Genomic DNA, 12,352 nt, shown 5'->3' with positions numbered 1-12,352 from the left:
ATTCTTTAACCGTTCTTGTTTCAAAGCTGCTTCGGTATCAGCTAGTTTTTGTTTGAGCGCTTGGACTTCATCCGTGATGGGCTTTTTCATGACAAAACGGGGAAAGCGGGCGGGCTTAAACCACCACACAAGTTGGTAGCGTTGGTAGGTTCGATTCCATTGATTGAGTAAGGTACGAGAAATCCCAAGTTCGGTCAAGACCTGCTGTTCAGTGACCATCTGTAAGCGTAGGCGCTCAATGATTCGCCGTCGAAATACGGCGGTTTTGTACTTTTGCTGGCTTGGAGCCAATTTGTTCTCGGTCATAACTTTACACGGTTGGTGTCAAGCTATTTCAGAGGAATACAAATTGTTATATAAGTGCAATTATGTTAAGGGTTTATTTCCAGAAAAGTCAAGGATCGTTAAGTGTCAGATTTTTATTCTAAACTGATTCTCCCTCAAGTAATGCTTTTATAAGATAGCCTATCCAGGATAGTCCAGTTAATAACCCTATTAATGATAGAGCTTTTTTTTCCTTTACACTATGATTTAAGAAGTAAGTGAAGATACCATAGACAAGGAGTAGGGGGCCAGAACACAGTAAAGCAAATAAGCCTATAGTACTGTCTGCTCTGGTATTGAAGTGAAAAGCTCCCTTAGCAATCCAATAAGCAATAGGAAATATCAATATGGTCAGTATAATAGCTAGTATGTAAAAAGATCGACTCATCTTTTTTGTTGTATAAGTGGCATTGTGTTAGTTAGAAGCCTATCAACTCCCGTAAACTTTCATCTTCCTCATGTTGATAGTAAACTTCCAGAATTGATCTTACGCGCATATCCTGAATCTGTTGTAAAGCTATTATAGTGCTTGATTTAACATCGTAGTTTTGATCACCTAGTAGAGCCGCTAATGGGCTTACTAAGCTAGGATCAGGAAAACTGGTAGCTATTTCAGCGCACCACTGCTTTACATATTGGTTTGAGCTTTTTAGGCCTTCTAATAGATGAGGCAAAATCTCATGGGATGGGTACTTTTTAAGTACATCCCCGATGAGCTGATACATACCCCACCCGTTTCTACCTCCAAAGGCATTCAGAAAAAGCGGAATACATCGACTATCTGAGTGCATTAAGAACAGTTTTCGTATCTCATCGAACTGATCTGCTATTTCTTGAGTCATTTCAATATCTGTGGGTAGCGGTTGGTGTTCACCAAGCCAAACCAATGCCCCTTCTATATCCATTGAAATCCTGTTGTATAATTTGCTTTATGTAAAGCGATTTTTCTGAGATTACGATTTAACCTTCCTGTTAGCTATCATAAGAAATGTGATAGCTCATAACTGTTTAGTTCTTCTTAGGCAGAGCTGTATTAGGCATCACTCGGAACAATGAATCTACCGACCAATGCTTTACTTGCTCGCTTTTAGCTTTCACACTTACTGAAACTTGTTCTTCAGAAGTTAAAGCAACTGGCATAGACCGGTTAGGCATAGGTATTGCATCCCCCTTCCCATTTCGAGTAGGTATGTCTAATGCATTCCCTTGCCCTTTAAGGATAGGCATATTGTCTATATTCTGATTCTGCAATGAATCGCTTTTTTCCTTCACTGAATTTTGTTGGGCAAAACTTGCTGTTGCAACTAGCAAGCATACCGAGGTGGCTAATATTTTCATGATCAGTTATTTATGCATTTATGTATAGACCTGCCTTTTACCTATAAGGTTGTTGTATAATCTACACTATGTTTAGCTGTATTGCCGAAACTAGGTTTCAGTAGTATCGAAACTAGGTTTTGGTACTACAAGCCTAACAGTCGTTATTGGTTCTCTAAAATGGTAATACTGGAACCTAGTTTCGGTATTACCAAAATATAGTTTTAGTATTACCGTCAAATATCGGCAATACAGAAAATGGAAAACGGTATTACTGAAACCAGTAACGACAATACCAACAAGCAAAAAGGGGGTCGTCCAAGCCGAAAAGACAAAGCAGATCCTTGGTCTGTTCGGGTTGATGCAGAAACACGTCAGATCATCGCCAAGGCAGCCAGTCGAGAAAACAAGACTTTGGAAGAGTTCTTTGGTACAACTCTACGTGAATACTGTCAAGAACTGATTACCAAGCCAAAGCAGCAGGCACTACTGAGGCAAGATGATATAGACCCGTCTAAGTTTGTTAGCGTGGATGACTTCGATCAGTTCAAACAAGACATCTTAAGTGCTATCCAGCAAACACAAAGCCCAGGCTTATTGACGGGTATCCGCCGGTTCCTATTTGGTACTCCGAAGTAGAAAGAGTTATTTATTTTTGACCAACTGCAAACCCAATGCTGGCAGATGGTTAAAGTCATTATCTGTGGTGTGTAGTTCTAAATCCAAGTATAACGCAGTAGCCGCGATCCAAATATCATTTTTACCCATATTTCGGGCCGATAAGCCAGGCGGTAAGGGCTGTTCTTGTAGATTGCCTTGACTGTAGGCGTCTACTTGTGCGTAGTAGGTAGTTATTTCCCGTATAACCTCGACGACTGGGAAACGCTGAAATAGCCTTTGCATAAAAGAGACTTTTTGATAACTCCAATCAGCTTTTAAGGCAAATGCTTCTAATTCACCAACCACAATAACGGGGATGATTGCCCGAGCTGGCAGCATTTCCTGACGACGGATGTGCTCGATCAGCAAGTTTGTATCAAAGACCATTGGCTGTCGCTTCCCGTTCCTCTTTCAGTATTTGGTCCATTCGTTGATTTTCCTCTTCGGTAAATCCCAAGTCTGGAATCTGGATCGGCTCTTTTTCGCAAACTTCATCTAAAAAGCGTTGAACGCCCCACCGTTTGATATCGGCTGGTGAGTAACTATTCCACTGTCCTTTTCTTAAAGGTGGAATAGGTTCTAAGGGTTTTGTCGTGTCCATATGTCTGTATTTTAGTAGCTTAGTCAGCTGCGATTTAATAATATTTCGTTTTTTACCTCCTCAAAAAGTAGCGTAGGTTCGCTACGTCGCTCAATTACGTCAAGCGTGTCTATTAGATCTTCTACCATCTCCTGAACAGCTTCATTGGTCAAATCTAGCTGCAAAGCCGTTTTTTCTCCCTTACTGTTAGTGACGTAACTAATACCTTGACGAATTGCTGCCACATTCATTAGTGTCTCGGTTATGTAAGTAACAAATCTATCAACGCTTTTTACTTCTTATCGAGGCCAAATTCTTTCTGAAGGATTGAGCGAATGTAACCAGGCTTGTTTTTGGTTTGATCAAGTTTGCCCGACGTTTGCAGCTCGTCCGCCCGATCGGCGAATAGCTTAACGTTTTCGTGCGTTTTAAGGGCTTCTAAGGCTTGATCTATCAGTGGTGAGTCTTTCCCAAAGATCTGCCCTAAAAACCGCATGACGAAGACAATATCCTCGTTCTTGGCCCTTTCCTGTGCTATCTGCTTCTTTTTAGTGTGAATCTTAAAAATCCACCGCTTCACAGATCCTCCCCTTCCTCTTCCCCCTCGCTCTTCACTGTAAGTAAAATATAGGTCGCTAACTCCATCCTCGTACATTTTCATCAGTTCGGCTTTCGCAACCTCCAAAACATAGATTTTGAGATCTCCAGTTTGAGTTTTAATCATTAATACATCTCGCAAAGCATCTGGGGTAAAATCGAACTGACCGACCGATCGCCACTGGCAGCACCACTCATAAAACCGCTGAGAGAACTTACTAGCTAAAGTCATGACGACAGTGGCGTCCAGTACTGTAAACCGCTTTGTAAGCTCGTAGAGATAGGGTAAGACGTCTCTAGAAATGCTTACTTCTAAACCCTTATTTTTAATGTATTTGCCCCTTGTTACGAAACCAGTCTCTGTCCAGCTTCCATCTACTTCATCAATTGAGAAGTCTTTTTTTCGAAGGCTGATAACTGCTTTGCGATAGTCCCGAAAACGATTGTCATTAGGGTCTGATTTCTTTAACTGATCTTCAATTATGAATAGGTCAAGGTCTCTTCTAAAAAAATCATCTGTAATACCGTCTTGAACAGTCTTCATTACTTCAATCAGGGATAAATAGACCAAACGCTTCTCTGTTGTGGTATAGTCATATCTGGCTCCAGTAATAGCGTTAGTTTGCTTGAATGTCTCTATCCCCGCCATGTGTGATTATTTTACGAGTAAAAAAAGTAATTTATCTTAATAAATACAAGTTATAAGCCTGTTTTTCCGTCAATTACTCGTAAAATACCCTTGAAAACTCCGTCAATTACTCGTAAAACTCCGTCAATTACTCGTAAAATACCCCTGTAAATTACTAACAATCAATTAGTTATGGGGTCGTAAAGTTTGCAAAAGTAATATTTGCTAAAGTGCAAATGCCAAAAAACCGGCTTTTGAGAGGTAAAAAAGGGGTAAAAAACTAAACTTATCCACAACTAAAAAAGCAGCAATCAGACTGGCTAAAACGACTGGGAAAAAAGAAAGCAAAAACTAAAAACGGCACCGACGCGCGCAACTATAAATTTAGTTAATCTTTCCACGAATTGTATTATTCCAATATTAATTCAAGTCTCCTTTAGTAAATGCTGATGAAAAGAAGAAATACCAATCTATTCTATCCCCTTTCCAATACCTACACTCCTATTTATCTAATCTCCTTAGCTGGCCAGGATTCAATTTGGTAGTTTGTTCAATCCTATTTAGCTTCCCAACGTGATGCTAACCCATCCGGCGCGTGTGTCGTGGTACGGTCTTATTAAAGAGCGAGACGGAACGCTATTCTGCTACGCTTCATACCGTTCGTCTCGCTCTACGAGGTTGATAATCAGTAATTTACTATCCGTATATATCTGTAACAAACTGATATTTTGAGGAATTTTCACATAACTAATTGATAATCAGCACTAAAATGCGTAAATTTTATCAATATGACGGAACGAAAGAGTTTATCGATTAGCCTGGGTACCCACCGTCAATTGGAGAAACTAGGTGATCAATTAGGCCTATCCCACAAAGATTTGGTGAGTGCGATGGTGCAATTTTTCGCCGTGACCAAGCTTGATCCGCGCTATCCTAAAGCCGATGCACCGGATATCGTCTTGAAGAAATTGACCGATAAAGTAGATGCGTTGGATAAACGCTTTATTGGATTTATCCGCGAGCAGGAGAAAACCCTTCTCAAACCCATGCAGGCCGACGTGCAGGCCTTGCGCCAGGCTTCGGAAGGAGGTTCCGGAGCAGGGCTAACCCCGGCGCAGCTGGAAGAGCAATTGACCGGCGTGGTTGAAGCGGTGCAGACGCTTTTACGGCTTTCGTTCCGTACCGCTCTGGTGGATAATGCCCTGAGGAGCGAGTACAAGCAACAAGCCGATCAACTCATAGCCCAGCAGAACGGCCTATGATGACCAAGATACCGGCCGTCGGTTCAGGCCTATCCAACCGCAGTGGTTCCTGTGGGGGGCTGGTGGCCTATCTGGAAAAGGAGCAGCTCGGGCAGTGGTTTGGCCGGGAATCGGATGCCGTACCAGGTTACCAGGTCACGGCTGAGCTGGATGCCAATAAACGGAATTTAGGCCGGGACGATGATAAATACTATCAGATTGTCTTAGCCCCTTCCAAGCCCGAACTGGCTCATATTGGCTCTGATCCGGAGGCCTTAAAGGCCTTCACCCGCTCGGCGATGGAGGCCTACGCGCAGAATTTTGGAAAGGGGATTGAGAGCCGTGACCTGGTGTGGTACGCCAAGATCGAACACAGCCGCAGCTACGATTACACCGACCGCGCGGTCCAGTTAGGCGAACAGACCAAGGGAGGGCTTAAAGTGGGGGATCAGACCCATATCCACGTGATCGTGAGTCGGACCGAGAATTTAAAGACTTATCGGCAGGATCGTTCCCAAGGCCTGCATGAGCGGAAGAACCCCTATCATCTGAGTCCGCTGACCAATCATAAAGGCACCACCAGAGGCGTAGTGGTAGGCGGGTTTGAGCGCAATGGCTTTAGCCAGCGGGTGGAGCAACGCTTCGATCAGGGGTTTGGCTACGAGCGAAGTTTAACCGAATCCTTCCGGTATCTACACGGCATGAAATACGGGGATGAAGGCCTCAAAGCGGAGCTTCAACAGGCGGCGGCTCTGGAACGTAGTCAGCAACGGGAGCAGGCGCACGCCTTAGAACTGGTCAGCCAGCAGCGGCAAGCCGAGCTACAGGCAGGTTTGGGGCAGGCCTACCACCAGCAGGACACCCGCGAGTTGAGTCGAGCCTTGGAGCAGGCCGAACAGATTCGTCAGCAACTGGCCCAGCAGGAACAGACTCGTCAGCTGGAGTTAGAGCGGGCCGAACGCCTAAAACAGGAGCAACGCATTGAACAAAGTATCCAACAAACGCCTCGTCAGGGTCGGGGTTTAGAGCGATGAACGAGAACAAATTCCTAAAAAACCTGAATCAGAAACCTACATCGAGTACCCCTGTCCCCGCAGCGAGTAGCCCCTCACCGGCTCCGCAGCCCGCTCCCGCGGCTGATCCAATCCAACGGTTGGTGGACGAATTGAACCGTCAGAACACGGCTATCGAAGGGTTAAATAAACGGTTTGATCGGTGGGAAAAACTTCCTCGTGGAGCCAGTCAAACCGAATTGGCCGCGTTGATGGAGACCGCTCGACAAGGCATTGAGTTTACACTGAATAGTCAGAAGATGGCTGAGTTGATGTTACCTGAGCTGACCAAGGGTATGCCCACGCTGAGCAACCTGAAAGCCGCTACGGATGAAGGAGTGAATGAGATACGGGCCGTTGGGCTAGCCACCGCCGAGCGTATTGAGCAGGCCAGTACACGGGCTGTTAATCGGATTGAATGGGCCAGCCGCAGTAAAGCCGATGTACTGGCCAGCCGGATCGGGTTCGCCTCCTGGCAATCCGCTCTCCTGATCTTTACGGGTTTTCTGGTGCTAGTCGGCGGGGCCATGCTGGCCAACCAGCAACGAGAAACCGCTCTAGCCCAGGCGCGCACCCAGACGCAGGCGGTGCGGGAATTTACTGATTGGGTCAAGACGCAGCCGGAGGGGAAACGCCTGTATGATCGGTATTATCATCCTTAATAGAGATCCCTCTGCTTGTTAATGTAGCTTTACGCGATCTACTCAGCCATATGAAGACTATCTTATTGTCAATAGGTATGCTATTCTGCTTGGAGGCGCTTCCTTCTTACGGGCAAGGGAACAGGTTCGCTATGGGGGTTGTCACTTCATTTGACACCTATTTAAGCCAATCCAGACCGAATCCGACGCTATTAAGGACTGACTATTTCTCCTCGGTTGGCTATGGCATCGACTTATCATACAAACGCGGTTTGTGGCTATTCAATGCTCGTTTTCTGACCTCTGAACGTAAATATGATCAGCTATATGACATTCGGGCCGTTAATCCGGATGATATTGTTATTACCACTAAGGCGAGGAACACCGGTCGCTATTATTCAATACCACTCACGGTTTCTTATCAATTAAATCGGAGCCACAAGCTACAGGTTTTTGGCGGGGTGGGTATCGTAACCGAATGGGTAGGTCGTCAAATCCGAGTGGAGACTTATAAGGCTCTAGGTGGTCCCATTTCCGTTCCCAGCTATGAGACGGAGCCTAATGCCTTGGTTGGCGGTAGTCTACAAGTTGTACTTCGATACCATTTGACGAACAGATTTTTGCTTCAACTTGAGCCCGCCCTTAGATACTTTCCCCAAGATCAATCTACTTTTTATGGGAAGCCCGGAGCAACGGCCAATGTTCTCTTATCAGTTAGCTATAAATTATAGCCTAGAGCAAAAAAAGGGGTGGTGACATGGTATGTCACCACCCCTTTTTTTGCTCTAGGCAAATTGTACTTTTCTCTGAAGTGTTGTATAAGGTACGTTATGTTAAGAAACTTTTCCAAGAAATGTACCCTAACCGGAGGCTATAAAATAGGGTAAAATAAGCGCCTTAAAATGGGTTAAGTTACCACTCGGCAGGCCCGCAGCAAAGTAGTAGATTTGCGGCCAGAAAGCCCCCTTGAATGGGGCTAATAACGGGATGAAAAAGGAACTTGAAGCCAAGAATTTAGTACAGTTTCGCCTAACGGGTACGCCCGACGGTAACCTACTGGTGAGCTTTTACCAGCTTGATGTCTTCAATGAGCAAGCCGTTAACTGGCATATTGCCGGGCTGCTCGTGGAGAACAAGCTAAACGCTCGTGTGCTTTATGAGGGGAATTTGTCAAACAATACCGCCTATCAAACAGCGATCAGACATCTTTTGGAACGGTTGGATGTGTACGTCAACTGCGTCCGAATCGAGATAGTAAAATAGCGGTTTTTCAGTATTTGGTTATCATAATGCCACTTATACAACAATTTTGGAGCGGTATTTAAGTATATTTAATAGAAATAGCGGTTAATCTAATAAACTAAACTTAACGTATTATGAACAGAAACAAATTTGCGTTAATCCTGCTCTTCTTGGGTATCAGTCAAACCCTGCTTTTTGCTCAATCTACATCACAACAAACAGCAACAGTGCATCTTTATCAAGGCAAAGCATTTGGCTTGGTTTCAGCCAAATACCGGGTCTATGCCGATGGAAAGCTTATTTGTAAATTGGGCCGAAATAGCCATTGTCAACTCTCCTTACCCGCTGGTATAACTACGTTCACAACAAAGCCGCGTTTGATAGGTATAGGGTCTCAACCCACTTTAACATTAGCTTTAGAACCAGGGAAAGAATACTACATACAAGGCGATTCTAAGTTTGAATTATTTCCTCCTAACGGTCCCTTAGTATTAACCGAAGTGGTTCCTAATTCCGATAAGTTGGAGCAAATAAATCGCTCTAAAGTAGAAGCTGCTTTGTTAAGCTCAGCTAATTAAGAATTTTAGTTGAATATTATTTTTCAAAGCCGCGTCATCTGACACGGCTTTGCTGTTTACTAGAAAAGTCGAATAACATATTCTTAGTTATAAAACGAGTCTGGGAAATGTACAAATGTCTAACCCTCAGTTAGTTTGTACATTTCCCAGATTGGCAATATGACAAAGCCATATTATTTTATCTCGAATAAAAGCATCTGGCTATCTTTCTCTTTAAGTAAATAACCTCTTGACGTTTTTATAATTGCATACTTCATTGGTTCACGGGTAATAGACTGGGTTTTACCATCCGCTACTAGTGAAATTGGAGCCTGTTGCAGATAGAGTGAATCTCCAACTAATCGCCAGCTAAGCGGACTATCCTTCGTAATCATACTACCTCTTTTTGGCCGAAACGTGGCATTACCGTTCTTATGAAAGAGGAGAAAAAGGTGTAAATCGTCTCCGGTCTTACTGATTTCACCTTCCTCATCAATAATAAATGTCTTATCAGTAAGGTCAATTGTTTGACTAGTCAATTTTACTTGAGCGTAGGAGTGTGTGAGCGTCAAGCTGATTAAAAGTAAGCAGGCAAATAGTACTCTCATTTCCTGTTGTATAAGTGGCAATATGTTAACTCCGTCTACTGTAATGCGCTTAGCAGGTCTTATTTTAGTTGCTCTTCTGGAATGGTCCACGAGCAGGGCACAGCCTTGTGAACGGCTAGATATTCAAGGTAAAAAACAACAAAAAAGCTTAAAACGCTTTATCCATGAATGCAACCTAAAAGGATTTCTAACCCCCGATTCGGGATATATCTATTTAAGCGAATGGATAGATAAACAAGGACAGCTAAATTGGCAAGTAGCGGCTCTTAGAAATTGGCAGCCCTATCCTTGGATTGCTCCCTTTTTGGACCACTGTAATCAATGTATAGCTCCCGTTGGCTGGACCAAAGTAGCCAATCGATTAATAGTGCGGTATAGATATGATCAGTCTAGTGATACACTCACCAAAGCCCAATCGACCTGTTTGCAGAACATAGTAGCTAATTACGTCACTATTCTTCCTGCTTTGCTAGTGCCTCCCAAAATGGTGCCCGTGCTCGACCCAAAGGGCCAGCCTATTTTAGATAAAGAAGGGAAACCAAAAATGCAGAAATATATGTGGAATACCTATGGGGGCAATAATGGTGGCCATAATACTCATATCACGTTCAAAAAGGATGGCTCGATTGAGAAGGGCTTATCACTTTAGGTTGCTCCAGTTATAGTGAAATCAAATGTTATGTTAGCCCCGAAGCTATCTTTAGCGGTCCTTTACTCGTAGTTAGTGGGTTCAATCTACGGATATTCCCTTAACATAATAAATGTCTTTCTTCCCCCCTTTCCAAAGGACAATTCGGTCTGTTTTCAGGACTTGTGTAGGGTCGTTGATCTTAGAATATTCCCTTAACATAACATAGCATATGCAACTTGACTAAGAATAGTACCATTCTTTCCTAGGACATCTCCTCTATTTCCCTTCGCGATTTACAATAAGTTGATTCGTGCGGCAAGGTTACAAGGTCATAATTTTGTTCCGCTTTGAGACCGGTTGAATTATATCAAGATACAGAAAAAGATAAATACGTCTCAGCAAATTGTACAAAGCCAAGATGCCGCTTACTAGACTATGAAAAAAAGAGCCACCTGATAACCACCAATCCCTTACTCAACCAGGGACAGTTGCCTCTTCAACCACAGCAGTGTTTGCTCGTTCCGGAAGGCAAACCACGCCAGTCGATAAGATCCTGAACGATCTATAGCGTCTTTAAAATGGCGGAAGGGTTTGGGGCGACTCAGAATCACCAAAAGCTTGCGTTGAAAAAGTCCCTCAGGAAGCTGGTGAACAAAGGCTTCCATGAATCGGAATTGATCCCGGCTGCTCAGGTTGGGCACCGGCCAGTATTGCTCAGGAAACATTTCTACCTGGTGCATGTCCGCTTGCCAGTCCTGGGTTTCCAGTTCAGAAAACTGATCGGGATCCGGAACCGTAATGAGTTGGCCTGTTTGTCGATGCACATAACAGCTCATGCCAAGTTGTTGCTGTTCGAGGATATCGTTCAGCAAGGAGTCGTCGAGGTGAATCATCTGAATGGAGAGGCTATTGGGTAAGCCGTCTGTCCGGGTGAGTCATTACGGATGTCTTACCCACAAAATTAGCATTAGTGTCCTCTTTTCACCCTACTTTTATAAGAAAAGCAGCTCTTTTAAGCAACGTATTAACCGCCTGCGGCTAGTTTACGAATAGACACTTTTTATAACCGCTTTCTAGTTTTCAATACAAGAAGTAGGCTACTTACTTGAGCCAGGATAAGCGTTCAGTTGGCCAAGGGTTTTCCTGAACGATTATAGTTCTAATTTTTATGGCGTCAAATCGCTGAAAAACAAATCATTAATCGTTCATTAAATGACTGAGAGATAGCTTTAAATGAACGATATGGATATTGACCCGTCCTAAATTATGTTGACTGACCCGTTCTGAAATCAATTGAATGTGCAGGCAACTTTAATGCAACTCTAAAAGAGGTTTTGATAAGGTAAGATCGATCGCCCTCAATCCTGAATGTTGCTTGTATAAATTGGCTTTGTTGATTGTAAAATGTTAAAATACGCGGCGATTTGTTTAAAATTGATTGAAAAACGTTTTCTAACCGCTTGGAAGAACAGACATCCTTTACAAGAGAAGAATTAGAGTCAAATGATCTGGCATTTAAAAACCTAGTTGAGTTCGTCCAATCAGGTGATGCTATACTGATGGCTGGGGCTGGTTGTTCGGGAGAACTGTATCCCGCGTGGGGCGATTTTGTCGACAGGATGCATAATGCTGCATTGGAAATCGATCAGGATTTTGCAGCGGACAAGAAAGACGTTTTGCTATTTGCGGACAAGGTCAAAGGCTGCTTGGGAAATGATCGCTACTACAGCCTAATTTACGACACGTTTAAACCAGGTGACACGACTCATCTCCCTTTCCATGTAACTCTTTGTCGACTTCCGTTCAAGGCCATTACAACAACTAATTATGATTTGGTGCTTGAATATGCCTTAACGGTGGTTACGAGAAGGCCAAACAATTCGTTGTATTTCGAAGGAACGACTAAGAATAGAATACATGAGTTTCTCAGGTCATTAAATTTCAATAAGTCTTTAAGCAAATTAATAGTACATCTGGACTTGCTACATTTGACTGGAGACGGTTTTTAGGCACATTTGGAGGCAAACCCGAAAGTACCCATGAAAAAAAGACGTGTATTTGACGAGACATTTAAGAAAATGGCCGTCGAGTTATCCCATGCAAAAGGCTCCGTGCAGGAGGCTGCCCGCGAGCTCGGCATCGACTCTAGTCGAATTACCAAATGGCGGCAGACTCACAAAGGTCTTGGCCAACTCGCCACTACTACTAGCGGGCTGAGTCAGGAGCAGCAACTGATCAGACGACTGCAAAAGGAATTGAAAGACGCTGAGCTTG

At 43.7% G+C, this 12,352-nt stretch carries 19 protein-coding genes; 10 read left to right on the top strand and 9 right to left on the bottom strand.

Translation table 11 applies throughout. From position 1 onward, the window contains the following. From BM202_RS35660 to BM202_RS35645, 3 genes are all read right to left on the bottom strand, one after another. The coding region (locus BM202_RS35660) for a hypothetical protein (RefSeq protein ID WP_093835255.1) at positions 1-306 on the bottom strand (306 nt) is incomplete at its 3' end. A gap of 437 nt (positions 307-743) precedes the next feature. After that, entirely contained in the window at positions 744-1,229 is a 486-nt protein-coding gene (locus tag BM202_RS35650; RefSeq protein WP_093835251.1) for a HEAT repeat domain-containing protein, read from the bottom strand. A gap of 103 nt (positions 1,230-1,332) precedes the next feature. Continuing rightward, complete coding sequence (locus BM202_RS35645) at positions 1,333-1,662, bottom strand: hypothetical protein (protein WP_093835249.1); 330 nt, start codon at positions 1,660-1,662, stop codon at positions 1,333-1,335. Between the two features lie 237 nt (positions 1,663-1,899). Between BM202_RS35645 and BM202_RS35640 the strand changes: the two genes are divergently transcribed. Next, positions 1,900-2,280: a type II toxin-antitoxin system TacA family antitoxin gene (locus BM202_RS35640; RefSeq protein WP_093835247.1), complete on the top strand. Its 381-nt coding sequence runs from the start codon at positions 1,900-1,902 to the stop codon at positions 2,278-2,280. A gap of 6 nt (positions 2,281-2,286) precedes the next feature. Here BM202_RS35640 and BM202_RS35635 read toward each other — a convergent pair whose 3' ends face one another. The 4 genes from BM202_RS35635 to BM202_RS35620 are packed head-to-tail and all read right to left on the bottom strand — an operon-like array spanning position 2,287 to position 4,127. Then, on the bottom strand, positions 2,287-2,688 hold the full coding sequence (locus BM202_RS35635) for a type II toxin-antitoxin system VapC family toxin (RefSeq protein WP_093835245.1): 402 nt from the start codon (positions 2,686-2,688) through the stop codon (positions 2,287-2,289). Beyond that, a complete protein-coding gene (locus BM202_RS35630; protein WP_093835243.1) occupies positions 2,678-2,902 on the bottom strand; it encodes a hypothetical protein in 225 nt (74 codons plus the stop codon). The genes BM202_RS35635 and BM202_RS35630 overlap by 11 nt, the downstream gene beginning before the upstream one ends. Positions 2,903-2,925: 23 nt before the next feature. Beyond that, complete coding sequence (locus tag BM202_RS35625) at positions 2,926-3,132, bottom strand: hypothetical protein (RefSeq protein ID WP_093835241.1); 207 nt, start codon at positions 3,130-3,132, stop codon at positions 2,926-2,928. Positions 3,133-3,173: 41 nt separating this feature from the next. After that, entirely contained in the window at positions 3,174-4,127 is a 954-nt protein-coding gene (locus BM202_RS35620) for a replication initiation protein (protein WP_093835239.1), read from the bottom strand. 767 nt (positions 4,128-4,894) lie between these two features. Here BM202_RS35620 and BM202_RS35615 point away from each other — a divergent pair. From BM202_RS35615 to BM202_RS35590, 6 genes are all read left to right on the top strand, one after another. Continuing rightward, positions 4,895-5,368, top strand: coding sequence for a BfmA/BtgA family mobilization protein (locus BM202_RS35615; protein WP_093835237.1), 474 nt, complete (start codon positions 4,895-4,897; stop codon positions 5,366-5,368). After that, positions 5,365-6,381: a DUF5712 family protein gene (locus tag BM202_RS35610; RefSeq protein ID WP_093835235.1), complete on the top strand. Its 1,017-nt coding sequence runs from the start codon at positions 5,365-5,367 to the stop codon at positions 6,379-6,381. Before BM202_RS35615 ends, BM202_RS35610 begins: the two co-directional genes overlap by 4 nt. Further along, positions 6,378-7,061 (top strand): hypothetical protein, encoded by a 684-nt coding sequence (locus tag BM202_RS35605; RefSeq protein WP_093835233.1) that lies wholly within the window; start codon positions 6,378-6,380, stop codon positions 7,059-7,061. The genes BM202_RS35610 and BM202_RS35605 overlap by 4 nt, the downstream gene beginning before the upstream one ends. Positions 7,062-7,192: 131 nt before the next feature. Further along, entirely contained in the window at positions 7,193-7,771 is a 579-nt protein-coding gene (locus BM202_RS37735) for a hypothetical protein (RefSeq protein WP_177236822.1), read from the top strand. A gap of 256 nt (positions 7,772-8,027) precedes the next feature. After that, the gene (locus tag BM202_RS35595; RefSeq protein WP_093835229.1) at positions 8,028-8,303 is read left to right on the top strand and encodes a hypothetical protein; all 276 of its coding nucleotides are present in this window, start codon (positions 8,028-8,030) and stop codon (positions 8,301-8,303) included. Between the two features lie 113 nt (positions 8,304-8,416). After that, positions 8,417-8,860, top strand: a complete 444-nt coding sequence (locus BM202_RS35590) for a hypothetical protein (protein WP_093835226.1) — start codon at positions 8,417-8,419, stop codon at positions 8,858-8,860. 173 nt (positions 8,861-9,033) lie between these two features. On the opposite strand, the gene BM202_RS35585 is transcribed toward BM202_RS35590, so the two are convergent. Beyond that, entirely contained in the window at positions 9,034-9,447 is a 414-nt protein-coding gene (locus tag BM202_RS35585; protein WP_093835224.1) for a hypothetical protein, read from the bottom strand. Between the two features lie 43 nt (positions 9,448-9,490). Here BM202_RS35585 and BM202_RS35580 point away from each other — a divergent pair, with 43 nt between their 5' ends. Beyond that, entirely contained in the window at positions 9,491-10,096 is a 606-nt protein-coding gene (locus tag BM202_RS35580) for a hypothetical protein (protein WP_093835222.1), read from the top strand. A 452-nt stretch (positions 10,097-10,548) separates the two neighbouring features. On the opposite strand, the gene BM202_RS35575 is transcribed toward BM202_RS35580, so the two are convergent. Beyond that, positions 10,549-10,971 (bottom strand): UPF0158 family protein, encoded by a 423-nt coding sequence (locus tag BM202_RS35575; protein ID WP_093835220.1) that lies wholly within the window; start codon positions 10,969-10,971, stop codon positions 10,549-10,551. 567 nt (positions 10,972-11,538) lie between these two features. On the opposite strand from BM202_RS35575, the gene BM202_RS35570 reads away from it, so the two are divergent. Further along, positions 11,539-12,087 (top strand): SIR2 family protein, encoded by a 549-nt coding sequence (locus tag BM202_RS35570; RefSeq protein WP_093835219.1) that lies wholly within the window; start codon positions 11,539-11,541, stop codon positions 12,085-12,087. Positions 12,088-12,117: 30 nt separating this feature from the next. After that, positions 12,118-12,352 (top strand): transposase (locus BM202_RS35565; protein ID WP_143100882.1); only part of this gene is annotated, 235 nt, incomplete at its 3' end.

Source organism: Spirosoma endophyticum (assembly GCF_900112365.1).
In the GTDB taxonomy this organism is placed as follows: domain Bacteria; phylum Bacteroidota; class Bacteroidia; order Cytophagales; family Spirosomataceae; genus Spirosoma; species Spirosoma endophyticum.
The sequence above is the reverse complement of the archived record's forward strand: the minus strand, read 5'-3'. Positions and strand labels throughout refer to the sequence as shown.